A 22,467-nucleotide genomic window follows, 5' to 3' on the forward strand; every position below is an offset into this window, starting at 1 on the left:
TGCAGTTTAAATTTGTAATAAAACTGTAACATTAAAATCATAATATCCAACTATATATGAATTTAATCCTTTTGATTGTAGTAACGATATTTAGTTATTCATCTTTTTTATACGGTAGATCTAGAATTAAAAAAATTACATCAAGTCAATCTATTAAAATTAATGCATTGCCCAATTACTATGGATATTATTTAGCGCTCTGGTGTGCATTACCTTCACTCATCATATTGTTGATTTGGTCTATATTTGAACCAGCCATTATTAAAGCATTAATTTCACAATCCTTAAGTCACAATGAATTAAATAATTACTCGAGTGATCAAATTAATTTAATTTATCAAAAAATTAGATCTCTTTATGAGGGAAATTTTTCTGGCACATTAACCAATGAAATAAAGCTAGGTGTAGAACAATATAAATCATTATTATCAATAGCCCAATCTTCAAAAATAGTTTTATTATTTTCAACTTTAATTTTAACAATTTCTTATGGAATAGTACGAATTTCAAAAAATAATAAAGCAAGACATGATGTGGAAAAAATACTTACAGGTTTACTATTTGCATGTTCTTTAGTTGCAATATTTACAACAATAGGAATAATTTTTTCACTTCTTTTTGAAAGTATAAAATTTTTCTCTGCTATCAATATATTTGATTTTTTATTTGGAACTTCTTGGAGCCCACAAAGAGCTTTTGTTAGTGATGCATCAGCTATCACACCTGAGGAATATGCTGATTTAAAAGATGCTTTTGGTTCTGTACCTTTATTTGCTGGTACAGCATTTATTGCATTGATAGCAATGACTGTTGCAGTTCCCATTGGACTTTTTTCGGGAATTTATATGGCTGAATACGCAAGTGTAAAAGTTAGAAAATTTTCTAAACCAATTATTGAAATATTGGCTGGAATTCCAACTGTAGTTTATGGTTTTTTTGCAGCCCTCACAGTGGGTCCTTTTTTTAGAGAAATGGGTGAAAAATTAGGTTTAGAAGTTTCTTCTGAAAGTGCACTTGCTGCAGGATTAGTGATGGGTGTTATGATTATTCCTTATGTGTCATCATTATCAGATGACGTTATAAATGCCGTACCACAATCACTAAGAGATGGATCTTACGCAATTGGTGCAACGAAATCCGAGACTATAAAAAGAGTAGTTATCCCTGCAGCCTTACCAGGAATTGTAGGTTCTATCCTGTTGGCCGTATCAAGAGCAATTGGAGAAACTATGATTGTTGTAATGGCAGCTGGTTTAGCTGCAAATCTAACTATAAATCCATTAGAGTCTACCACTACAATAACAACACAAATTGTGATGCTTTTAGTTGGAGACCAAGAATTTGATAGTCCAAAGACACAATCCGCTTTTGCACTAGGATTAACACTTTTCTTTGCAACATTAATCTTAAATTACATAGCGTTAAGGTTTGTTAGAAAATATAGGGAGAAATATGAATAAAGAGAAGCGTCTAAAAAAAAGATATAATGCTGAAAAGCGATTTAGACTTTATGGGCTTACATCCGTAATGATGGCTATCTTTTTTGTTATTTTTTTGATTAATGTAATATTTTCCAAGGGTAGTAGTGCATTCTTAAAAACCACTATTGATCTTGAGGTAAATTTTAATTTAGAAACTCTAGATCTAGATAATAATCCTACACAAAAAAATCTAGAAGATACCGAGTATTATGATTTAGCCATTGATAGTATATTGAATGTTTATTCAGTTACTGGATTAAAAGAAGAAAAAGCATTAATAAATTTATTTAGTCCTGATTATGAGTATGAAATAAGAAATTTTTTAATTAAAAACCCAGATTTTATTAATAAAAAGACTATTTTAAAGTTAACAGCATCAGATGATATTGATCAATTACATAAAGGTAATTATCCAAGACATCTACCAGAGGATAGAAGAAGAATTAATAATTTTCAATTAAAAATTTATGACTCGTTATTAGAACAAAACAAAATTGATAAAATATTTAATGCCTATTTATTTAAAAAAGGTGATTCTAGAAATCCAGAATTGGCTGGTATTGGTGGTGCTTTAGTTGGATCTTTCTTTACTATAGTTATAACTTTATTACTCTCTTTCCCTATAGCGATTTTTGCATCTATCTATTTAGAGGAATTTGCACCTAAAAACAAAATAACAGATTTTATAGAGATCAATATTAATAACCTTGCGGCTGTTCCATCAATTGTATTCGGATTATTAGGTTTAGGAATTCTACTTGGAACCTTTCATCTACCAAGATCAACACCCTTAGTAGCGGGTATTACTCTAGCATTAATGACTTTGCCTAGAATTATAATTCCATGTAGAGCTTCATTAAAAGCTGTACCACCCTCAATCAGAGAGGGTGCTCTTGCAATAGGTGCATCAAAAGTTCAATCTGTAATGCATCATGTGGTACCTCTTGCAATTCCAGGGACATTGTCCGGAACTATAATAGGTTTGGCTCAAGCTTTAGGAGAAACTGCTCCATTAATTTTAATTGGTATGGTTGCATTCGTGGTAGACATTCCATCAATACCAACAGATCCTTCAGCTTCACTTCCAGTTCAAGTTTATTTATGGTCAGAACAAGCGGAGAGGGGCTTTGTTGAGAAAACTTCAGCAACTATTATGGTACTCTTAAGTTTTCTTATTACGTTAAATTTTATAGCAGTTTATTTAAGACAAAAATTTGAAAGGAAATGGTAATGACAAATAACAAACTAAAGATAAAAGCAAATAATTTAAATGTATATTATGGGGAAAAACAAGCTCTGTTTAATGTTAATTTAGATATACATAGCAAAGAGGTTACAGCATTAATTGGCCCTTCTGGTTGTGGAAAATCAACTTTTATAAGATGCATCAATAGAATGAATGATGTTATTGATATTTGTAAAATTGATGGATCAATTAAAATTGATGGTAATGAAATAATTGATAAAGATGTTGATGTTGTAAGCTTAAGAGAGAAAGTTGGAATGGTTTTTCAAAAACCGAATCCATTTCCAAAAAGTATTTATGACAATATTTCTTATGGCCCGTCAATTCATGGTTTGGCTGAAAAAAAAGTAGACATGGATATAATTGTTGAGAACAGTTTAAAAAAAGCTGCTTTATGGAATGAAGTTAAAGACAGACTTCACGAAGCAGGAACGGGTCTTTCTGGTGGTCAGCAACAAAGGTTATGTATAGCAAGGGCTATATCAGTTAATCCAGAGGTAATACTAATGGATGAGCCTTGTTCAGCACTTGATCCTATAGCAACTGCCAAAATTGAAGAATTAATTGATGAACTTAAAAAAAGTTATACAATAGTAATTGTTACTCATTCAATGTCACAAGCAGTAAGAGTTTCTCAAAGAACTGGATTTTTCCATTTAGGAAAAATAATTGAAGTAGATACAACTGAAAAAATATTTAAAAACCCTGGCAATAAAATGACTCAGGATTATATAACAGGAAGGTTTGGTTAATTATGTCTGACATAACACATATAGTAAAATCATATGAAGAAGAGCTACAAAATTTAAATGATAATTTAATCAAAATGGGAAGTTTAGTTGAGGCTCAACTATCAGACTCTATGGAGGCCATAATTAAAGTTGATAAAGAAGCAGCAGATAAAATTATAAGTAACGACGCTAAAGTAAACGAATTGAGAGCTACTATTGAAGAACAAATAGTTACTGTTTTAGTTAAGAGAGCTCCTATGGCGATAGATTTAAGACTTACAATATCAACTTTAAAGATTTCAAGTGATTTAGAGCGTATTGGAGATTTAGCAAAAAGTGTTGCAAAAAAAATAAAGCCTTTACCTCACGACCTTCCTGCTGAATTAATTTCCAGCCTAAGAAGATTGGGTGACCTGGTTCAAAGACAATTGAAAGATGTTTTAGATGCTTATTTAAATAAATCAAAAGATTCTGCTATAAAAATTTGGAAAACAGATGAAAAAGTTGATGACCTAACTCATGCTGCAATGAATGAGGTGGCTGATTTTTTAGGACAGGATAAAAAGAATTTAGATTTGGCAACTCATCTACTTTTTGTAACAAAGAATATTGAAAGAGCAGGAGACCACATTACTAATATTGCAGAGTCCTTATTTTATCTGATAGAAGGTGAACATATTGAGGGTGCTAGACCCAAAGGTAAGGATTTCGATCCAAGTTAATGAGTGCTAACATTTACATCGTTGAAGATGAAGAGCCAATCATTACATTAATTAAATATAATTTAGAAAAAGAAGGTTATAAAGTTTCTTACTCAGATAATGGGAATGATGGTATCAAGGGTATAAAAAATTTATTGCCTGACCTTGTTTTACTAGATTGGATGTTGCCTGATTTCTCTGGTGTAGAAATCTGTAAAAATTTAAAAAAGGATATTAAATTTAAAAATATTCCAATCATAATGTTAACTGCAAAGGGTGAAGAAGAGGACAAGATTAAAGGCCTTAATTCTGGTGCTGATGATTATATAACTAAACCTTTTAGCTTTCCTGAGTTGTTAGCTAGAGTTAAAGCTCTATTAAGAAGATCTAAGCCATCAGTTGTTACTGATATTGTAGAATTTGAAGATCTTAAAATTGATAGAATGACTCGTAGAGTTTATAGAAAAAAGAAAGAAATCCATCTTGGTCCCAAAGAATATGATCTGTTAAATTTCTTTATCAAAAATCCTAAAAGAGTTTATTCTAGAGAACAAATACTAGAAAATGTTTGGTCAGAAAATATCAATGTTGAAAACAGAACAATAGATGTTCACATAAGAAGACTTAGACAAAATATTAATATTATTGGAGTTAAAGAGCTTATTAGAACAGTTAGATCAGCAGGTTATTCACTTAATTAATTTCTTAATAACTACTATAGCTAATAAAGCTCCAATTAATTCTGCAATTATATAAGTAGGTGTATTGAGATAATTAATACCAGTAAATGATTCTGTAAAAGTCCTTGCTATTGCTACTGCTGGATTTGCAAAAGATGTTGAAGAAGTAAACCAATAACCAGCTGTAATATAAGTTGCAACACAAGCTGCAATTGTTGTTTTACTATCTTTTAAAGTTGCAAAAATAATAAATATCAGACCAAAAGTAGCTACAATTTCTGCTAGAAATATATGAAAGCCATCTCTACTTTTTGTAGATAATTCAATTATATTATGTTCAAAAAATAGATTAGCTAACATTACACCTAATAAGCAGCCCAATATTTGAGCTGGAATGTATGTGATTAAAAGTTTTCCTTTAATTTTTTTGGTTAAATACATTGCTAAACTTACAAAAGGATTAAAGTGAGCGCCTGAAATTTCTGCAAAAGCCGTTATTAAGACAAATAACCCAGCTCCAGTTGCAAGCGTATTTGCAGTAAGTCTTAAAGCATTATCATTTGTTAGATTTTCAGCCATTATTCCAGAGCCAACAATAATCATTACTAAAAAACAACTACCTATAAATTCACCAATGAAAATTCTATTTTTCATAATCTAATAATGATTAAATTATAATTTTATAAATGCCAATTAAGAATAATGGTATTTGCAAACCAAAATTAGTTAATATTGCTTTATCTTTTGATATAAAACCAGCTATTGTCCAACCAATAACTCCAAGACCATGGAAGTAGATGTTAATAGGGTAGATATTTAAATTAGTTAATAATATTCCAGTTAATACTAAAGCAGTACTGATCCATTTAAGGTATTTTTTAATAAACATAGTCTCCTCTATATGTAAGTTTTATTACTAATTTATTACAATTATAGAGGAAACTAAAATCTTAATTTATAAAATCCCTTAAATTAACATCCTTTAAATGAAGCAGACATATTTCTAATTAGATCAAAATATAAATCTTTTCCTGGGTTTAAAGTAGCTCCAAGTGGATCTACAACACCAGTTTTAATATTCATATCTTTAGCAACTACCTTAATGATATCAGGATTAAATTGAGGTTCTGAGAAAATACATTTTACTTTATCATGTTCAATTATTTCTCTAATTTCTGATAATTGTTCTGCACCAGGCATTACGTCAGTATTAACTGTAAAAGCACCCAATATTTTTACATTAAATCTTTCTTCAAAATATTGATATGCATCGTGGAAAACAATAGATGAAGTACTTTCATTTAATTCAGTCATTACATCCATAGTAAGTTTATCTATATCTTTAAGTGCCTTATCTAAGTTACTTTTGTAAGTAGATGCATTTTTTGAATCATTTTCAATTAAATGCTCAGTCATTTCTTTTAGAATTACTTTTGCATTAATAGGATCTAACCAAACGTGGGGATCATATTCACCATGTCCATGTCCTTCATGCCCATCATGATCGTCATGATCATCTTCTTTTTTAGCGTGATTGTCATGATCATCTTCTTTTTTAGCGTGATCGTCATGATCATCTTTTTTTTTAGCGTGATCGTCATGATCGTCATGATCATCTTCTTTTTTAGCGTGATCGTCATGATCGTCATGATCATCTTCTTTTTTAGCGTGATCGTCATGATCATGCTCATCAAAAATATTTCTTTCTCTAAACTTTAATACATTCAAACCTTTAATTTCAATTAATTCAATTTTCTCAGCTTTTTTTGCAATTGAATTTAATGGTCTTTCTAAAAAACTTTCTAAATCTTCACCTATCCAAAAGATAAGATCTGCATTTTGCAACATTTTTGCATGAGATGGTTTCATAGAAAATCCATGTGGTGAGTTAAAACCATCTACAATTAAATCTGGTTTTCCAACTCCATCCATAAGATAACTCGCTAATGAATGAATAGGTTTAATTGATGTAACTACTTTTATTTCAGCATTAGCTGGTGTAAAGATCGTTAATAATGATAAAATTGATAGAATAAATGATATTTTTTTTAGTTTTTTCATAATTTAAATATTTTAATGGTTGTTATAATATAACAGTATGTAATAATATAACATTTAAATGTCAATAGATAAATGAATTCAGATAATAATATATTAGTTAAATTAAATAATGCAGGTTTTCGCCAAAATAATAAATGGCTAGTAGAAGATGTGTCTCTACAAGTTGAGAAGGGTAAAATTGTAACTCTCATTGGTCCCAATGGTTCAGGAAAAAGTACAACTGCCAAAATTGCATTAGGTATTTATAAAAATATTGAAGGAAGTATTGAAAAAAATACTAATAAAATTGGATATGTTCCTCAAAAAATTTCAATTGATTGGACATTACCACTCAGAGTTAAAGACTTTATGGTTTTAACTGAAAATATTAAGGATGATCAGATTAATGAAGCTTTATCATTAACTGGAGTAATGCATCTTAAAAATAAAAATTTAGGTAATTTATCTGGAGGGGAGTTTCAAAGAGTTTTGCTTGCTAGAGCTATTTCAAAAAAACCAGAACTGTTAGTACTTGATGAACCAGTTCAAGGTGTCGATTATACTGGTGAGATAGCGTTGTATGCATTAATTAAAAAAATATCAGATACTTTAAATTGTGGAATTTTATTGATTTCACATGACTTACATACGGTAATGACTGCAACAGACCATGTTGTCTGTTTAAACGGCCATGTTTGTTGTTCAGGTTCACCTATTGATGTTGCAAAAAATAGTGAATATAAAACCTTATTTGGAGAACAAGCGTCTCAGATCCTTTCAGTTTATGAGCATAAACATGATCACGAGCATTCTGATGAAGGTAGGATAAAAAAAAATTAAATGTTTGATGATTTTTTTGTAAGAGCATTGGTGGCCGGAATTGGAATTGCCTTAGTTGCAGGACCACTTGGATGTTTTGTTGTTTGGAGAAGATTATCTTATTTTGGTGACACACTTTCTCATTCAGCATTACTGGGTGTTACAATGGCATATACATTTGATCTAAATATTGCTCTTTCAGTATTTTTGATTTCATCAGTAATAGCCCTAATATTAATACAGCTTCAAAAAAAAACTAATTTACCTGGTGATGCTTTACTTGGTCTTTTAGCTCACTCTTCATTAGCTGTTGGATTGGTAGTAATTGGTTTTTTAACTTTTATAAGATTTGATATCATGGGACTATTATTTGGAGATATATTGGCTGTAACAACTAATGATATATTTGTTGTATGGGGTGGTGGTGCTATAATTTTAGTTATACTTAAATTAATTTGGAAACCTTTATTTGCATCTACTGTTAATTATGAATTAGCTGAAGCTGAAGGTTTGAATCCGGATAGATCAAAAGCTATATTTACAATTTTACTAGCTGCCGTTATTGCCATATCAATTAAAATGGTAGGTTTGTTATTAATTACTGGAATGTTGATTATCCCCGCTGCAATGGCTAGAAATATGTCAGACAGTCCACAAAAAATGGTAATTTACTCGGTTATAGGAGGATTATTGTCTGTAATTTTGGGATTATTTTCTTCATTAGAGTTTAATACTTCTTCAGGACCCTCAATAATTGTAGCGTCTTTGATCTTATTTATTTTATCTTTACTAAATATAAAACAGTCGATTAAATTGAAAAACTAATGAGTTATTGTTAAACTTTTGATTATGCATAAAGAAATCAATCTATCAAAAAATCAACAAATTATTTTTGATTTTATAGAAAAAGCTAAAGAACCACTTAAGGCTTATTCTATTTTATTTAATGTTCAAAAAAAGGGAATTAAAGCTCCATTACAAGTTTACAGGGCATTAGATAAGCTGATCGAAATAGGAAAAATACATAAAGTAGAAAGTAGAAATGCTTTTATAGCATGTAAAAGTTCAAGTTGTGAAATTTCACAAGCAACGGCTTTTTCAATATGTAATAAATGTGAAAATGTTTCTGAAATTAATAATCCAAAACTTTCAAAATATTTAACTAATTTTGAAGACGATACCGGAATGCAATATAATAAATATAATTTAGAGTTTTTTGGTTTATGCAAAAAATGTAAAGCAAAATAAATGAATACAGTATCCTTAACATTAAATGAAATTTTAGAATTAGCTAAAAAAACATTACTAGCTAATGGTTGTGATGAGGAAAATGCTAGTATTTTAGCAGATACTATTATGAGAGCCGAAAGAGATGGTTCTGTTTCTCATGGTTTGTTTAGATTACCCGCTTATGTGGCTGGCTTAAAAAGTAAAAAGATTAATGGTAAAGCAAGACCTGAATTAGAAAATGTTGCTCCAAGTATTATTAAAGTTTTAGGTAATAATGCAGTTGCCCCTATGGTTTTAAGTTTAGGATTACCAGCAGTTATTGATTTAGCAAAAAAAAATGGTGTAGCAGTTCTTGCTATAAAAAATTCACATCACATGGCAGCTCTTTGGCCTGAAACTGAAGCTATTGCAGAAGCAGGTCTTGTTGGTATCGCTTGTACATCTTACAAACCTGCCGTTGCACCAGCTGGTGCTACGAAAGCTTTGTATGGTACAAATCCAATTTCTTTTGCATGGCCTAGACCTGGTAAAACTCCAGTTGTCTATGATATGGCAACAGCCTCAATGGCAATGGGTGAAGTTCAGATTGCAAAAAGAGAAGGGCATAAAGTTCCTCTTGGAACAGGTTTAACTAAAGAAGGTAAAGAAACAACTGATCCTGGAGAAATTGCAGATGGTGGAGTTATACTTCCTTTTGGAGGCTATAAAGGATCTAGTATAGCAATGATGGTTGAATTATTAGCTGGTGCATTGATTGGTGAAAATTTTAGTTTTGAAACTGCTGCTAAAGATAATAACGATGGCGGCCCTCCAAGTGGTGGTGAATTTATTATAGCAATCTCACCTGAGAAAATTTCTGGTAAAGGTTGGGATAAGCATGCTGATGAGTTTTTTAGTAAAATGTCAGCTATGGAGGGTGTTAGACTTCCAGGTGAAAGAAGGCATAAAAATAGGCTAGATAAAGGACCAAGAAATATTAATGAAGAACTTGTTAATAAAATTAAATCTTTAAGTTAATTCAATTTCAATAGGTGTGTGATCTGAGGGTTTTTCTTTTCCTCTAGGGTCTTTATTAATATTCACATTCTTAACTATATTTAATAAAGAATTTGATACTAAGAAGTGATCAATTCTTAATCCATTATTTTTCTGCCAAGCACCTCTCATATAATCCCAATAAGTATAACCTTCAATTTCACCATGAATATGACGGTAGGCATCATGAAAACCTAGATTAATCATTTCTCTAAATTTTTTTCTTATCTCAAGTCTGTATAAAGCGTCATCTTCAAAACCTTTAATATTATAAGCATCTTCTGCTGAAGGAAGAATATTAAAATCACCTGCTAAAATAATATTTTCATTTTTCTTTGAAAGAGTTTTTAGCTGTTTAATCAAAGTATCTAACCATTCTTTTTTATAAGTATATTTATCAGTATCTACAGGATTACCGTTTGGTGTGTAAATGTTAATTAGTTGAATGTCTTTTTTCTTATGCTTTAATTCTGCTGAAATAATTCTAGATTGTTTTAATTTGTCTTTAATCAAATCTAATCTGACATTTTCTAGTTTATGTTTAGAAATGATTGCTACGCCGTTATAACTTTTTTGTCCAAATACATGACTTTCATAATCTAATGCTGAAAAATCATCATAGGGAAAAGTTTCATCTTGTGTTTTGATCTCTTGCATCATGACAACATCAGGAGAAAATTTTTGAAGGTATTCTTTAATATTTTCAATTCTTGCTCTAACTGAATTAACATTCCAGGATGTGATAATCATTATATGGAGAACGAAACACCACAACCGCAAGAAGATTTGCTTTGTGGGTTAGAGATTTTAAATTGATCACCAATTAGTTCCGAGACAAAGTCCACTTCTGAACCTTTTAATAAATCTGCTGAAGTTTTATCTATAAGAATATTTTCATGTTTTAAGTCGTCTGCTTCTAATTTTTTGTCAAAAGTAAACTCATATTGAAAACCTGAGCAACCACCACCTTTAATAGCGATTCTAAAAAATGACCCTGGATCTTTTTGAGACAACAAATTATTAATCTGTTTTATAGCTTTATCTGTAAATTTAATTTCTTTAATCATATAACAACACTGATATTACTAATATAATATCAATTTATTAAATTTAAAGTATGAATAATTACTCAAATTTAGCTCTATCTAAAAGTAAAGGTCGTATTTTTAAAGAAGCCAATTCACTTTATAGAACACCATTTCAAAGAGATAGAGATAGGATTATTCACAGTGCTTCATTCAGAAGGCTAAAGCATAAAACACAAGTTTTTGTTAATACAGAAGGGGATCATTTTAGAACTAGAATTACCCATTCAATTGAAGTTGCACAAATTGCAAGATCAATAGCTAAACATTTAGGTTTAAACGATGATCTTGCTGAAACTTTAAGTTTGGCTCATGACTTGGGACACACACCGTTTGGACATGCTGGAGAAGATGCCCTTAATGAATGCATGGTTAACTTCGGAGGTTTTGATCATAATCTTCAAACTTTAAGAATAATCATGTTTCTTGAACATAAATACCTTAAATTTAAAGGTCTAAACTTAACATTAGAAACTTTAGATGGATTACTAAAGCACAATGGCCCAATTGATGATCTCTCTACAGTTAATAGGTTGATTGGATTGAAAAGTTTTAAGAATAAAATAAATTTTACTAACTCTGGATCATTGGAAGCTCAAATTTCAGCTATCTCTGATGACATTGCCTATAATAATCATGACATACAAGATGGAATCAGAGCCAAAATGTTTAATTTAAACGACTTGATTGAAATTAATTTTTTTAAAGATATTTATAAATCTCATAAAAAAAATATTAAAAATAATAATAAAGATATTTTGATATATCAAATAATACGAGATTCAATTGATTTAATGGTTAGAGATTTGATTAAAAATACTAAAAATAATTTAAAAACTAATAAGATCAAATCTTTAAATGATGTTTATAAATTAGATAATTCTATAGTATGTTTTTCTAGTAAATTTCTAAAAATTGAAAAAGATGTTAGGTTTTTTCTAAGAAGTAAAATGTACAACAATAAGAAAGTATTATTAAAAAATAATCATGGAAAAAAAATTGTTAATAAACTTTTTTATAAAATTAAGAATAAGCCCAAAAAATTCTTAAATGCTGACCAATTAAAAAATGACCCCAATAGAGCAATTGCTGATTTTATTTCAGGTATGACAGATAGATATGCAATTAATTTAAACAAAAGTATTTAATGAACATTTTTGATCTCTACTTAGATAAAATAATAATTTTGATTAAAAAACTAAATAAAGATGGCTCTTTAGAAATACCTGAATCTTTAAAAGGAATTAATGTAGATATACCACCATCAAATATTGACTGTGATATATCAACCAATGTAGCCATGGTACTCTCTAAAGCGAATAAAAAATCTCCAATCGATATTGCAAACACCCTAATTGATTTAATTAAAAATGAAGATGAAAAAATTGAAACTATTTCTGTAGCAAAACCTGGATTTATTAATATTAAATTTAAAACGATATATTGGAACAATTTTATTAAAAATGTTAACCAAAATTACAAAGATTTTGGTGTCAATATAAAAGAAAAAAAACAGAAATATCTTGTAGAATTTGTTTCAGCTAACCCAACAGGTCCTCTACACGTAGGTCATTGTAGAGGCGCAATATTAGGAGATGTAATTTCAAATATATTAATTTTTAACAAACATGATGTTTCTAAGGAATATTATGTAAATGACTATGGTAATCAGATCATAAATTTTACAAAGTCTGTTTTTTTTAGAATTAGAGAAATACTTTTTAATGAAAAATTTCCAATTGAAAATTCAGATTTATACCCTGGTGATTACTTGGTTGATATTGCTAAAAATATTATAGAATCTAACAAAGTTTTAAAATTTGATAAATTTGAAGATATTTCAAAAGAATTAACTTTATTGTCAGTCTCAGAATCTTTAAAATTGATTAAAAACAATTTATCAAACCTTGGAATAGTGCACGATAAATTTATCAGCGAAACTGATATTGTCCTAAATAATGAAGTTCAAAAAGCAATTGATAAATTAAAGGATAAAAAACTAGTTTATAGTGGAAAAATTAAGGCACCTAAAGGCGAGGATGATCAAAATTGGGTTGAAAGAGAGCAACTTTTATTTAAATCAACAGATTTTGGAGATGACAAAGATAGAGCACTTCAAAAATCTGATAAATCGTGGACTTACTTTGCTAGTGATGTGGCTTATCACGATAATAAATTAAATAGAAATTACGATACACTTATTAATATATTAGGAGCAGATCACGCTGGTTATATAAAAAGGATAACTTCTGTCGTAGATGCATTATCTGGAGATAAAAAAAAATTAATTTGTAAGGTAAGCCAACTTGTAAAACTAATTAAAGATGGAAAACCTTTCAAAATGTCGAAAAGAAAAGGCGACTATATAACTGTTGAAGACTTGATTGCTGAAGTTGGTAAGGATGCTACTAGATTTATTATGCTTAATAGAAGTAGCGATGTAGAGTTGGATTTTGACTTTACAAAAGTTAAAGAAAAATCAAAAGATAATCCTCTTTACTATGTCCAGTATTGTTATGCTAGAATATCATCTGTTTTTAGACACGTAGATCTTAATATAGAAAATGATTTGAATATAAATGATTACGAATTTGATTATACTGGAGATGAAATAAAGATATTAAAAAAAATAGCTGAATGGCCCAAATGTATTGAAGCTGCAAGTTTAAGACTTGAACCCCACAGAATACCAGTTTATCTTTATGAGCTATCATCAGAATTCCATTCTTATTGGAATATGGGTAAAGATGATCCATCAAAAAGATTTATTAACGAACAAAAGAAAATGTCAAATGATAAGTTAGTTTTTTTAAAAGTTATATCTAATGTTATCAAATCTGGAATGGATATTGTTGGAGTGGATACTCCGCAAAAAATGTAATGTTAAAAGAACTTAAATATCTTTTATTTTTAATTGTTATAGTTTTATTTTTTTTTCTATCTTTCAAATACTACTTTTCAAATGAAAATAAAAAAAATTCATATAGATCTTTAAAAAATATTGAAGATAAAACTGAAAATTATTCTCGTAATCTTATTTTACTTAATAGTGATACTGTTAATATCGTAGAATATGTTGAAAAAAGCATAGATAAAAACAAAAAGAATTACAATTTTTGGAAATTAATTAATAATGATGGATGATCGTAAAAGTTTTATAGTTGGTTTAAAATCAACTAAATTATTGATTATAGAAAAAAAATTTCTAATTAAACATAAGCCCTGGGGAATAATACTTTTTTCACGTAATATCAGAAATATTGCACAAGTTAAAAAATTAACAAATGAAATTAGAAATATATTTAATGATAAGAAATACCCTATTTTAATTGATCAAGAGGGTGGGAGAGTAAATAGATTAAGTAAATTTTTTAAAGCAGATAAATTTACAGGAGAATTTTTTGGCAATCTTTATCTTAAAGATAAAAAAGAATTTTATACTGAATATAAAAAGTTTATAAATAAAACTGCCTTATTATTAAAAACTATAGGCATAAATATTAATACTTTACCCGTTCTTGACGTAAGATCAAAAGGGTCTAGCTCAATAATTGGTGACAGAGCATTTTCAAGTAATGCAAAGATTGTTTCACAAATTGGTGATATTTGTATTAAAGAATTGCATAATAATAAGATTGCCGCTGTAATAAAACATATTCCTGGTCACGGTTTGGCTAAAGTTGATAGTCATAAAAAAACTCCTACAATCAACAAGGAATTAAGGCATCTAAATAATAATGATTTTATGGCATTCAAAAATAAAAATAGTCTGTTTGCAATGACAGCACATCTTATTTATAAAAATATCGATAAAGCAAATACAGCAACACATTCGAAGAAAATTATAAAACTAATAAGAAATCAAATTAAATTTAAAAATATTTTGATGTCTGATGATATATCAATGAAGAGTTTAAAAGGCTCTATAGCAATTAATACAAAAAAATCCTTTAACGCTGGTTGTGATCTAGTTCTTCATTGTAATGGAAATTTAAAAGAAATGAACGATGTGGCTCTGTATTCACCATTTATAAGTAAGTTTATTATTAAAAAAACATCACAATTTTATAAGATTATAAGTTAATATTTACTATGTCTGACACCGATTCTAAAAACTTTAATGTAGATCTTGATAATTATAACGGTCCACTTGATGTTTTATTGGATTTGGCAAAAGCTCAAAAAGTTAACCTTGAGGATATTTCAATAACATTACTGGCTGATCAATTTCATAATTATATTACTAACGAAAAAAATCTTAATCTAGAGTCTGCATCAGAATACTTATTGATGGCTACCTGGTTAACTTATCTTAAATCAAAACTTTTGTTGCCAGGAAATCCAGAAGAAGAATTTAAAGTTTTAGAAGTTGCTGAAAAATTAAAATTACAATTAAAAAAATTAGAGTTGATTAGATTACTTTCTGACCAAATGTTAAAAAGAAAAAGACTTGGTAGAGAAATAAGAACTAGAGGAATTAAAGGAAATATACGATCTATATATAGTACTGAATATAAACTGAATCTTTACGAACTTTTAAAATCTTATTCCTCAATTATTATGACCAAAGATTTTCAAAGGATGAATATTCCTAAACTTCCAGTTTTTACCACTGAAGATGGTATCAAAAGAATAAAAGAATTTTTTGGTAAGTTAATTGATTGGAGAAATATTAATGAATTAATACCATCTTCATTTAAAAGTGGCTCAAAATATAAAACAACTGGTAAAGCAGGAATTTTTGCTGGTTCCTTAGAGCTGGTTAAAGAGGGGAATCTAACTATAAAGCAAGAAAACTTATTTGATGATATTTATATTAAAGAACTAAAATGACAAAAATAAAAAAAGAAACAAATAACAATATAGTTACTTTTCCTTCGAAAATGAATGATGGTGAAAGAGAAGTTGAGGCAATAGTTTTTGCTGCTGCTGAACCATTAGATATTGACACCATTGAATCTAAAATTTTAAAAAAAATTGATGTTTTAAAATCATTAGAGAAACTTCAAAAAGAATACTCATCAAGAGGAATTAATTTAGTTTGTATTTCTAAGAGATGGTCTTTTAGAACTTCTGAAAATTTATCAAACCTTATGTCTCAAGAAAAAACTGTAGAAAAAAAACTATCTCGAGCTGCAGTTGAAACATTAGCTATAATTGTTTATCACCAGCCTGTTACTAGAGCTGAAATTGAAGAAATTAGAGGTGTTGCTTTTGGAACAAATACACTTGAAATTTTAATGGAGCTTAATTGGGTAAAACCACAGGGCCGTAAAGATGTTCCCGGTAAACCAATTCAGTATGGAACTACTGATGATTTCTTAAGTCATTTTAGTCTTCAGAAGTTATCAGATTTACCTACGGTTGATGAATTAGGATCTGCAGGTCTGATTGATAGTACAAATATAGATAATGCAATATTTGGTACTGGTAAATTTTACAAAGAGAAACAAGTAGAGAAAAAAGAAGATATTTATGAAAATATCGATGAGATGCTGGGTGGCACACTTAGTCCAGAAGAAGAAAAGTAAAAAGTTACTTTAAAATTAAATTTAAAAGAGGTATAAAATATTATGAGCATTGGAATTTGGCAAATAGCAATTGTTGTAATCTTAGTTGTCCTTTTATTTGGTAGAGGTAAAATCTCTAGTTTAATGGGCGATGTAGCCAAAGGTATAAAAAGTTTTAAAAAAGGTATGGCTACAGATATTACTGATGAGTCTGAACCTGAGCCTAAAAATGTTTCAGAAAATAATCAAGACAGCAAAGACAAAGAATAAATTAAATGCCCACTATTGGCTGGTTTGAGATTTTAATAGTAGTAGCTGTTGCAATCGTTGTTATTGGACCAAAAGATTTTCCACATATGTTAAAAAAAGTTGGTTCATGGATTGGAACCACAAAAAGATATATTAGCAATATACAAAATGAGGTAGCTGACCTTGATATTAATTCTAATGAAATAGAAAAACCTATAGAAGAAAAAAAAGATAATGACAAAATCTGAAAATGAAGGTGGCTTTGTAAGTCATTTAACTGAACTCAGAAAAAGATTAATTCATTCTTTTATTTTTTTGTTTATCTTTTTTATTGGATGTTATTTTTTTTCAGAACATCTCTATGGTTTTTTAGTTGAGCCTTTTGCTAAAGCAGTAAATGAAAGTGGAACTGATAGAAGATTAATTTTTACAGCTTTACAGGAAACATTTTTAACATACTTAAAGGTTTCCTTTTTTGCAGCATTCTTTGTTACTTGTCCCTATATATTAGTACAAATATGGAAATTTATTGCACCAGGGCTCTATAAGCATGAAAAAATTGCAATCGTTCCTTATCTAGTTTTAACGCCTATATTATTTTTTCTAGGAGGAATGCTTGTTTATTATTTAATAATGCCACTAGCCATAAAGTTTTTTCTCTCTTTCGAAAGCACAGGGGCCTCAACAGGATTACCTATCCAATTGGAAGCAAAAGTTAGTGAATATCTTTCACTTGTAATGAAATTAATTTTTGCATTTGGTATAAGTTTTCAGCTACCAGTTGTTCTTAGTCTGTTAGCTAGAGTTGGCATAGTTAATGCTAAGTTTCTTAGAGAAAAAAGAAAATATGTTGTTGTAATGATTTTTGCAGCAGCTGCATTATTAACACCACCTGATCCTATAACTCAAATTGGACTAGCAATACCATTATTGATTTTATATGAATTATCTATATTTTCTGTAAACATTATTGATAAGAAAAATAAAAAAAATGCATAATATAAAAGAAATTAGAAATGATATTGAGGCTTTTAAAAAAGCTTTAAATAAAAGATTCCTAGATACAGATGTCGATAAGATTTTATCATTGGATGAGAGCAATAGAGAATATATCCAACAAAGAGAACTGCTTGAAAAAGAAAAAAAAGATATTTCAAAGTCAAAAGATCAGTCACTTTTTGAAAAATCTAAAAAAATTTCATCTGAAATAGATAATATTAATAAATTACAAACTAATGTTAAAAATGAATTAGAAACTATTTTATCATCAATACCAAATATTCCTCATTCTGACGTTCCTACAGGTAAAGATGAAAATTCAAATATAGAAATTTCTAAATCAGGAACAATACATAATTTTACATTTAAACCTAAATCTCATTATGAATTAGGTGAAAACTTAAAAATGCTTGATTTTGATCTAGCCACAAAAACTACTGGCTCTAGGTTTGTTTTTGTAAAAGATAAATTGGCCTTGTTAGAAAGAGCTTTATCAAATTTTATGCTTGATACACATGTTAATACTAATGGTTATGAGGAAATATCACCCCCACTAATTGCAACAGATACTACTATGTATGGTACAGGACAATTACCTAAATTTGATAATGATCAGTTTGAGCTCAAATTAGAAGATTCTAGTGAGAGAAAATTTTTAATTCCAACTGCCGAAGTTATTTTAACTAATATTGTAAAAGATCAAATTATTGATAAAAAAAAACTTCCTATGCGAATGGTTGCTTCAACTCCATGTTTTAGAAAAGAAGCAGGTAGCTATGGTAAAGATACAAAAGGTATGATTAGACAGCACCAATTTTACAAAGTTGAAATGGTGAGTATTGTTGAGGCAGATAACTGCTTAACAGAACTCGATAGAATGACTGATTGTGCAACTAAAATTTTAGATTTACTAAAACTTCCATATAGAAAAATAGTTTTGTGTACTGGTGATATGGGGTTTAGTGCTGAAAAAACTTTTGATATTGAGGTGTGGCTTCCATCTGAGGATAAATATAGAGAAATCTCAAGTTGCTCTTCATGTGGATCGTTTCAAGCAAGAAGAATGAAAGCTAGATATAAAAACGAAAAAAAAGAAACAGTTTTTGTTGGAACACTAAATGGCAGTGGTTTAGCGATCGGCAGAACATTAGTCGCTATATTGGAAAATTATCAACAAGAAGATGGCTCTATTATTGTACCTGAAGTTTTAAGGCCTTACATGAATAATATTGAGAAAATCAATAAGATTTAAAGTTGTTTTAATTTAATAGATGTTGTAAGTATTCACTTTAATCAAGGAGAAAAATGGATTCAGGAATAGGACAATTTATACCACTAATTTTAATTTTTGTTATTTTTTACTTTTTTTTAATAAGACCTCAACAAAAGAAAGTTAAAGAGCATAAAGCCATGGTAGAAAACTTATCAAGAGGAGACAAGGTTGTAACGTCTGCTGGTATTATTGGGACAGTTGAAAGAATTATTGATAATGAAAAAGTTGAAGTGCAAATTGCTGACAACGTTAAAGTTGAAATTATCAAATCTACAGGCATCCAAGGATTACTTAACTCCCCTGAAGTAAAAAAATAACATTTAACTAAAGTGTTATACTTTTCTAAATTAAGAATTACCTTAGTTTCATTAGTATCTATTTTTTTTATTTTTATTGCTGCATCAAATTTTCAGAACTCTGAAGATAGCTTTATTTCAAAAAAGATAAATCTGGGTTTAGATTTACAGGGTGGTTCATATCTTTTACTTGAGATTGATAACGGTCCAGTTGAAATTCAAAAATTACAAAATACAACAACTGTTATTAGAAATTTTTTAAAAGATAAGAAAATAACTTTTAATGATCTGAGAATAGAAAATAAAAAAATAATATTTAGTGTTTCTAATGATAATGCTCAATTAGTTGAAACTTTTTTTCTTGATAAAGAAAGCGATATTAATCCTTATTATAACCAATATAAATCTCATCAGTTTGATTTAGAAATACAAAATAATGAATTTACTTTAACTCTTTCAAAGTATGGACTTATTGAAATCAAAACTTCTTCACAAGATCAAGCTTTAGAAATAGTTAGAAGAAGAGTTGATGAGGTTGGTACTAATGAGCCCAATATATTAAAAAGAGGTAATAATAGAATTTTAGTTGAACTTCCGGGTCTAGATGATCCTATGCGTATAAAGTCACTTTTAGGAAAAACTGCAAATTTAACATTTAGATTTGTCACTCAAAATAATAATGACACTTTTGGAACTGAAATGCTTCAGTTTGAAGATGGAACTAGTGAAGCAATGGTTAGTAAAAGGATAATCTTAAATGGTGAGAATTTACTGGATGCTCAACCACAAATGAACAATCAAACAAACGAAACAGTAGTATCATTTACCCTTGATAGAGTGGGGGCTAAAAGATTTGGTAAAGCAACTAGTACCGGTATTGGTAAGCAATTAGCTATCGTTCTAGATGGTAAAATTGTTAGTGCTCCAGTAATTAGAGATACTATAGCAAGTGGAAATGGCCAGATCAGTGGAAATTTTACGTTCCAATCTGCAACAGACTTAGCTCTACTATTAAGATCAGGAGCATTACCAGCTCCACTTAATATAATTGAAGAAAGAACAGTAGGACCTGACCTTGGTCAAGACTCAATTAATGCTGGAGTTATTGCTCTTATGATTGGTTTTTTATTAGTTATAATTTTTATGTTTTTTAAATACAAAATATTTGGTCTAATTGCTAATATAACACTACTAATTAACTTATTCTTTTTAGTTGGTATTTTAACTTTATTTGAAGCAACATTAACTCTTCCTGGAATAGCAGGTATCATTTTAACAGTAGGTATGGCAGTTGATGCTAATGTATTAATTTTTGAAAGAATTAAAGAAGAATGCAAGAAAGAAAAAAATAATATAATAGCTTTTGATACGGGTTATGTGAAATCAAAAACTGCAATTATAGATGCAAATATAACTACATTAATTGCAGCTGTAATTTTATTCTTTATGGGCTCCGGACCTGTTAAAGGCTTCTCTGTGACCTTAGCTGTGGGAATTTTTACTACACTGTTTTCAGTTTATTTTATTGCAAGAATGCTTACTGGTCTTTACGTGGTAAGAAATAAAGAAAAAACTAACCTAATATAAATGATTAATTTTAATAAATTTTATAAACTATTTAATCTTATCTCTTTAAGTCTGGTTGTTGCATCTGTTCTATTGTTATTTTTTAAAGGACTTAATTTTGGTGTAGATTTTAAAGGTGGGACCTTAATAGAACTAAGGTCTAATGATAAAAATATCAATGTCACTTCTTTAAGACAATCTTTTAATAAAATGAATTTAGGAGATTTTAATGTTAAAAAATTTGGTAATGAAAATGATTTTTTAATTAAGATAGAGAAAAAAGATACAAGTGCAAACGCTATTGAGGTTATTAAAAAAGATTTAACATCTTCTTTAGGGGGCTCTTTTAATTTTAGAAGAGTTGAAAATGTAGGTCCAAAAGTTAGCTCTGAATTATTAAAGTCTGGTATTATTGCAATTGCACTATCTCTAGCTGCAATGTTATTTTACATATGGATAAGATTTGAATGGCAATTTAGTTTAGGTGCTATTTTAGCCTTATTCCATGATGTCATTATAACACTAGGTCTTTTCTCGCTATTTAGTCTAGAAATAAATCTATCAATAGTTGCCGCCGTTTTAACTATAGTTGGTTATTCAATGAACGATACTGTTGTTATTTATGACAGAGTTAGGGAAAATTTAAGAAAGTTTTCTGATATCAAGATTTATGAACTTACAAATATCTCAATTAATGAAACTCTTTCCAGAACTATAATTACATCAGCCACAACATTGCTTGCTTTAGTTTCAATTTATTTATTTGGTGGAGAAATATTAAAAGGTTTTTCTTTAGCCATGATAATGGGTGTTATATTTGGAACCTATTCTTCAATTTATATAGCTAATCCGATACTTGTAAAACTTAGAGTTTCACAAAAAACAATCCTAAAAGAAGATACCGAGTAGATTTAATAAAGGTTTTGAGCTGCTACCATTGAAAGTAACATTGGTAACGATAAAAGAGTATTTGTTCTTGAAAACAACATTGCTGTTCTTGCTGATTTTGCTTTAACATCAGGTTCACATTCAACCATACCTAATGCTCTTTTTTGATTTGGCCAAATTATAAACCAAACATTAAATGCCATATATAAACCAAGCCACATACCAATACCGATAGCTGTATTTTTTCCACCACCACCTAATGTCATAGCATCGTGTAAATAACCATTCAGATAAGCTAAAATTAATCCTGACAGAACTGTCAGTAATGCAGCGTATCTAAAATAAAACAATGCAGCTGGAGCAATAACTTTACCTATAGCAGGTTTTTGTTCGTCAGGGATTTTTGGCATATTTGGAATTTGTACAAAGTTAAAATACCAAAGCAAACCAATCCACATTATAGCAACCGTTACATGAATTAATCTTGTTAACCAACTCCAAAAAATTGTATCAAAATCAAAACCACCATTACCATAAAATAACCCTAGAAAAAAAATTATTGCTAAAGCTAATGATGCGTGAATAGTTTTTGGAAGTGATGATAGTAAATTACCCATAATTAGAATCACTTATACACT

Annotated in this window: 28 protein-coding genes; 22 read left to right on the forward strand and 6 right to left on the reverse strand. The window is 29.1% G+C overall.

Annotation, left to right across the window (positions count from 1 at the left end):
• The first annotated feature begins 56 nt into the window (after positions 1 to 56).
• From pstC to phoB, 5 genes are read left to right on the forward strand one after another with little or no spacing between them, the layout of a single operon-like run.
• Positions 57 to 1,460: a phosphate ABC transporter permease subunit PstC gene (pstC, locus tag ABXT53_RS03085; protein WP_415291189.1), complete on the forward strand. Its 1,404-nt coding sequence runs from the start codon at positions 57 to 59 to the stop codon at positions 1,458 to 1,460.
• Positions 1,453 to 2,712: a phosphate ABC transporter permease PstA gene (gene pstA, locus ABXT53_RS03090; protein ID WP_415291190.1), complete on the forward strand. Its 1,260-nt coding sequence runs from the start codon at positions 1,453 to 1,455 to the stop codon at positions 2,710 to 2,712. Before pstC ends, pstA begins: the two co-directional genes overlap by 8 nt.
• On the forward strand, positions 2,712 to 3,479 hold the full coding sequence (gene pstB, locus ABXT53_RS03095) for a phosphate ABC transporter ATP-binding protein PstB (protein ID WP_415291191.1): 768 nt from the start codon (positions 2,712 to 2,714) through the stop codon (positions 3,477 to 3,479). The genes pstA and pstB overlap by 1 nt, the downstream gene beginning before the upstream one ends.
• A gap of 2 nt (positions 3,480 to 3,481) precedes the next feature.
• Entirely contained in the window at positions 3,482 to 4,180 is a 699-nt protein-coding gene (gene phoU / locus ABXT53_RS03100; protein ID WP_415287040.1) for a phosphate signaling complex protein PhoU, read from the forward strand.
• On the forward strand, positions 4,180 to 4,860 hold the full coding sequence (gene phoB, locus ABXT53_RS03105; RefSeq protein WP_415291192.1) for a phosphate regulon transcriptional regulator PhoB: 681 nt from the start codon (positions 4,180 to 4,182) through the stop codon (positions 4,858 to 4,860). The genes phoU and phoB overlap by 1 nt, the downstream gene beginning before the upstream one ends.
• On the opposite strand, the gene ABXT53_RS03110 is transcribed toward phoB, so the two are convergent.
• The 3 genes from ABXT53_RS03110 to ABXT53_RS03120 all read right to left on the reverse strand — a co-directional run bounded on the left by ABXT53_RS03110 (position 4,849) and on the right by ABXT53_RS03120 (position 6,900).
• The gene (locus tag ABXT53_RS03110; RefSeq protein WP_415291193.1) at positions 4,849 to 5,493 is read right to left on the reverse strand and encodes an MIP/aquaporin family protein; all 645 of its coding nucleotides are present in this window, start codon (positions 5,491 to 5,493) and stop codon (positions 4,849 to 4,851) included. The two genes, phoB and ABXT53_RS03110, sit on opposite strands and share 12 nt — an antisense overlap.
• A gap of 13 nt (positions 5,494 to 5,506) precedes the next feature.
• Complete coding sequence (locus ABXT53_RS03115) at positions 5,507 to 5,728, reverse strand: DUF6552 family protein (protein WP_168606304.1); 222 nt, start codon at positions 5,726 to 5,728, stop codon at positions 5,507 to 5,509.
• Between the two features lie 83 nt (positions 5,729 to 5,811).
• Complete coding sequence (locus ABXT53_RS03120; RefSeq protein WP_415291194.1) at positions 5,812 to 6,900, reverse strand: zinc ABC transporter substrate-binding protein; 1,089 nt, start codon at positions 6,898 to 6,900, stop codon at positions 5,812 to 5,814.
• 72 nt (positions 6,901 to 6,972) lie between these two features.
• Here ABXT53_RS03120 and ABXT53_RS03125 point away from each other — a divergent pair, with 72 nt between their 5' ends.
• From ABXT53_RS03125 to ABXT53_RS03140, 4 genes are read left to right on the forward strand one after another with little or no spacing between them, the layout of a single operon-like run.
• Positions 6,973 to 7,719 (forward strand): metal ABC transporter ATP-binding protein, encoded by a 747-nt coding sequence (locus ABXT53_RS03125; RefSeq protein ID WP_271482637.1) that lies wholly within the window; start codon positions 6,973 to 6,975, stop codon positions 7,717 to 7,719.
• Positions 7,720 to 8,523 carry a metal ABC transporter permease gene (locus ABXT53_RS03130; protein WP_271482635.1) on the forward strand — a complete coding sequence of 268 codons (804 nt, stop codon included), beginning with the start codon at positions 7,720 to 7,722 and terminating at the stop codon, positions 8,521 to 8,523. It abuts the gene before it with no gap.
• Between the two features lie 24 nt (positions 8,524 to 8,547).
• A complete protein-coding gene (locus ABXT53_RS03135; protein WP_415291195.1) occupies positions 8,548 to 8,946 on the forward strand; it encodes a Fur family transcriptional regulator in 399 nt (132 codons plus the stop codon).
• The gene (locus ABXT53_RS03140) at positions 8,947 to 9,945 is read left to right on the forward strand and encodes an Ldh family oxidoreductase (RefSeq protein ID WP_415291196.1); all 999 of its coding nucleotides are present in this window, start codon (positions 8,947 to 8,949) and stop codon (positions 9,943 to 9,945) included.
• Here ABXT53_RS03140 and xth read toward each other — a convergent pair.
• Together xth and ABXT53_RS03150 are read right to left on the reverse strand one after the other, a co-directional pair.
• Entirely contained in the window at positions 9,937 to 10,713 is a 777-nt protein-coding gene (gene xth / locus ABXT53_RS03145) for an exodeoxyribonuclease III (RefSeq protein ID WP_415291197.1), read from the reverse strand. The genes ABXT53_RS03140 and xth overlap by 9 nt on opposite strands.
• Entirely contained in the window at positions 10,713 to 11,030 is a 318-nt protein-coding gene (locus ABXT53_RS03150) for a HesB/IscA family protein (protein WP_168606297.1), read from the reverse strand. The genes xth and ABXT53_RS03150 overlap by 1 nt, the downstream gene beginning before the upstream one ends.
• 50 nt (positions 11,031 to 11,080) lie before the next feature.
• On the opposite strand from ABXT53_RS03150, the gene ABXT53_RS03155 reads away from it, so the two are divergent.
• From ABXT53_RS03155 to secF, 13 genes are read left to right on the forward strand one after another with little or no spacing between them, the layout of a single operon-like run.
• Positions 11,081 to 12,196, forward strand: coding sequence for a deoxyguanosinetriphosphate triphosphohydrolase (locus tag ABXT53_RS03155; protein WP_415291198.1), 1,116 nt, complete (start codon positions 11,081 to 11,083; stop codon positions 12,194 to 12,196).
• Positions 12,196 to 13,929, forward strand: a complete 1,734-nt coding sequence (argS, locus tag ABXT53_RS03160; protein ID WP_415291199.1) for an arginine--tRNA ligase — start codon at positions 12,196 to 12,198, stop codon at positions 13,927 to 13,929. Before ABXT53_RS03155 ends, argS begins: the two co-directional genes overlap by 1 nt.
• On the forward strand, positions 13,929 to 14,192 hold the full coding sequence (locus ABXT53_RS03165) for a hypothetical protein (RefSeq protein ID WP_415276259.1): 264 nt from the start codon (positions 13,929 to 13,931) through the stop codon (positions 14,190 to 14,192). The genes argS and ABXT53_RS03165 overlap by 1 nt, the downstream gene beginning before the upstream one ends.
• Positions 14,182 to 15,132: a glycoside hydrolase family 3 N-terminal domain-containing protein gene (locus tag ABXT53_RS03170; protein WP_415291200.1), complete on the forward strand. Its 951-nt coding sequence runs from the start codon at positions 14,182 to 14,184 to the stop codon at positions 15,130 to 15,132. Before ABXT53_RS03165 ends, ABXT53_RS03170 begins: the two co-directional genes overlap by 11 nt.
• Before the next feature lie 8 nt (positions 15,133 to 15,140).
• Positions 15,141 to 15,881 carry a segregation and condensation protein A gene (locus ABXT53_RS03175; protein WP_415291201.1) on the forward strand — a complete coding sequence of 247 codons (741 nt, stop codon included), beginning with the start codon at positions 15,141 to 15,143 and terminating at the stop codon, positions 15,879 to 15,881.
• The gene (scpB, locus tag ABXT53_RS03180) at positions 15,878 to 16,579 is read left to right on the forward strand and encodes an SMC-Scp complex subunit ScpB (RefSeq protein ID WP_415291202.1); all 702 of its coding nucleotides are present in this window, start codon (positions 15,878 to 15,880) and stop codon (positions 16,577 to 16,579) included. Before ABXT53_RS03175 ends, scpB begins: the two co-directional genes overlap by 4 nt.
• A 42-nt stretch (positions 16,580 to 16,621) precedes the next feature.
• Positions 16,622 to 16,828: a twin-arginine translocase TatA/TatE family subunit gene (tatA, locus tag ABXT53_RS03185; RefSeq protein WP_271505205.1), complete on the forward strand. Its 207-nt coding sequence runs from the start codon at positions 16,622 to 16,624 to the stop codon at positions 16,826 to 16,828.
• Between the two features lie 5 nt (positions 16,829 to 16,833).
• Positions 16,834 to 17,055: a Sec-independent protein translocase protein TatB gene (gene tatB / locus ABXT53_RS03190; RefSeq protein WP_415291203.1), complete on the forward strand. Its 222-nt coding sequence runs from the start codon at positions 16,834 to 16,836 to the stop codon at positions 17,053 to 17,055.
• Positions 17,042 to 17,806: a twin-arginine translocase subunit TatC gene (gene tatC / locus ABXT53_RS03195; protein ID WP_415276262.1), complete on the forward strand. Its 765-nt coding sequence runs from the start codon at positions 17,042 to 17,044 to the stop codon at positions 17,804 to 17,806. Before tatB ends, tatC begins: the two co-directional genes overlap by 14 nt.
• Positions 17,799 to 19,058 carry a serine--tRNA ligase gene (serS, locus tag ABXT53_RS03200; protein WP_415291204.1) on the forward strand — a complete coding sequence of 420 codons (1,260 nt, stop codon included), beginning with the start codon at positions 17,799 to 17,801 and terminating at the stop codon, positions 19,056 to 19,058. The genes tatC and serS overlap by 8 nt, the downstream gene beginning before the upstream one ends.
• Positions 19,059 to 19,111: 53 nt before the next feature.
• Positions 19,112 to 19,396 (forward strand): preprotein translocase subunit YajC, encoded by a 285-nt coding sequence (yajC, locus tag ABXT53_RS03205; RefSeq protein ID WP_168606286.1) that lies wholly within the window; start codon positions 19,112 to 19,114, stop codon positions 19,394 to 19,396.
• A gap of 12 nt (positions 19,397 to 19,408) precedes the next feature.
• Positions 19,409 to 20,962: a protein translocase subunit SecD gene (gene secD, locus ABXT53_RS03210; RefSeq protein WP_415291205.1), complete on the forward strand. Its 1,554-nt coding sequence runs from the start codon at positions 19,409 to 19,411 to the stop codon at positions 20,960 to 20,962.
• Positions 20,963 to 21,850, forward strand: a complete 888-nt coding sequence (gene secF / locus ABXT53_RS03215) for a protein translocase subunit SecF (protein WP_415276266.1) — start codon at positions 20,963 to 20,965, stop codon at positions 21,848 to 21,850.
• Between the two features lie 2 nt (positions 21,851 to 21,852).
• Here secF and ABXT53_RS03220 read toward each other — a convergent pair whose 3' ends face one another.
• Positions 21,853 to 22,446: a urate hydroxylase PuuD gene (locus tag ABXT53_RS03220; RefSeq protein ID WP_415279084.1), complete on the reverse strand. Its 594-nt coding sequence runs from the start codon at positions 22,444 to 22,446 to the stop codon at positions 21,853 to 21,855.
• Positions 22,447 to 22,467 lie beyond the last annotated feature (21 nt).

Origin of the sequence: Candidatus Pelagibacter sp. Uisw_136, assembly GCF_047720275.1 — a bacterium.
Classification (GTDB): domain Bacteria; phylum Pseudomonadota; class Alphaproteobacteria; order Pelagibacterales; family Pelagibacteraceae; genus Pelagibacter.

Coding starts and splice junctions, on each gene's coding strand:
- pstC (WP_415291189.1), top strand. CDS start 57: ATGAATTTAATCCTTTTGATTGTAGTAACGATATTTAGTTATTCATCT.
- pstA (WP_415291190.1), top strand. CDS start 1,453: ATGAATAAAGAGAAGCGTCTAAAAAAAAGATATAATGCTGAAAAGCGA.
- pstB (WP_415291191.1), top strand. CDS start 2,712: ATGACAAATAACAAACTAAAGATAAAAGCAAATAATTTAAATGTATAT.
- phoU (WP_415287040.1), top strand. CDS start 3,482: ATGTCTGACATAACACATATAGTAAAATCATATGAAGAAGAGCTACAA.
- phoB (WP_415291192.1), top strand. CDS start 4,180: ATGAGTGCTAACATTTACATCGTTGAAGATGAAGAGCCAATCATTACA.
- ABXT53_RS03110 (WP_415291193.1), bottom strand. CDS start 5,493: ATGAAAAATAGAATTTTCATTGGTGAATTTATAGGTAGTTGTTTTTTA.
- ABXT53_RS03115 (WP_168606304.1), bottom strand. CDS start 5,728: ATGTTTATTAAAAAATACCTTAAATGGATCAGTACTGCTTTAGTATTA.
- ABXT53_RS03120 (WP_415291194.1), bottom strand. CDS start 6,900: ATGAAAAAACTAAAAAAAATATCATTTATTCTATCAATTTTATCATTA.
- ABXT53_RS03125 (WP_271482637.1), top strand. CDS start 6,973: ATGAATTCAGATAATAATATATTAGTTAAATTAAATAATGCAGGTTTT.
- ABXT53_RS03130 (WP_271482635.1), top strand. CDS start 7,720: ATGTTTGATGATTTTTTTGTAAGAGCATTGGTGGCCGGAATTGGAATT.
- ABXT53_RS03135 (WP_415291195.1), top strand. CDS start 8,548: ATGCATAAAGAAATCAATCTATCAAAAAATCAACAAATTATTTTTGAT.
- ABXT53_RS03140 (WP_415291196.1), top strand. CDS start 8,947: ATGAATACAGTATCCTTAACATTAAATGAAATTTTAGAATTAGCTAAA.
- xth (WP_415291197.1), bottom strand. CDS start 10,713: ATGATTATCACATCCTGGAATGTTAATTCAGTTAGAGCAAGAATTGAA.
- ABXT53_RS03150 (WP_168606297.1), bottom strand. CDS start 11,030: ATGATTAAAGAAATTAAATTTACAGATAAAGCTATAAAACAGATTAAT.
- ABXT53_RS03155 (WP_415291198.1), top strand. CDS start 11,081: ATGAATAATTACTCAAATTTAGCTCTATCTAAAAGTAAAGGTCGTATT.
- argS (WP_415291199.1), top strand. CDS start 12,196: ATGAACATTTTTGATCTCTACTTAGATAAAATAATAATTTTGATTAAA.
- ABXT53_RS03165 (WP_415276259.1), top strand. CDS start 13,929: ATGTTAAAAGAACTTAAATATCTTTTATTTTTAATTGTTATAGTTTTA.
- ABXT53_RS03170 (WP_415291200.1), top strand. CDS start 14,182: ATGATGGATGATCGTAAAAGTTTTATAGTTGGTTTAAAATCAACTAAA.
- ABXT53_RS03175 (WP_415291201.1), top strand. CDS start 15,141: ATGTCTGACACCGATTCTAAAAACTTTAATGTAGATCTTGATAATTAT.
- scpB (WP_415291202.1), top strand. CDS start 15,878: ATGACAAAAATAAAAAAAGAAACAAATAACAATATAGTTACTTTTCCT.
- tatA (WP_271505205.1), top strand. CDS start 16,622: ATGAGCATTGGAATTTGGCAAATAGCAATTGTTGTAATCTTAGTTGTC.
- tatB (WP_415291203.1), top strand. CDS start 16,834: ATGCCCACTATTGGCTGGTTTGAGATTTTAATAGTAGTAGCTGTTGCA.
- tatC (WP_415276262.1), top strand. CDS start 17,042: ATGACAAAATCTGAAAATGAAGGTGGCTTTGTAAGTCATTTAACTGAA.
- serS (WP_415291204.1), top strand. CDS start 17,799: ATGCATAATATAAAAGAAATTAGAAATGATATTGAGGCTTTTAAAAAA.
- yajC (WP_168606286.1), top strand. CDS start 19,112: ATGGATTCAGGAATAGGACAATTTATACCACTAATTTTAATTTTTGTT.
- secF (WP_415276266.1), top strand. CDS start 20,963: ATGATTAATTTTAATAAATTTTATAAACTATTTAATCTTATCTCTTTA.
- ABXT53_RS03220 (WP_415279084.1), bottom strand. CDS start 22,446: ATGGGTAATTTACTATCATCACTTCCAAAAACTATTCACGCATCATTA.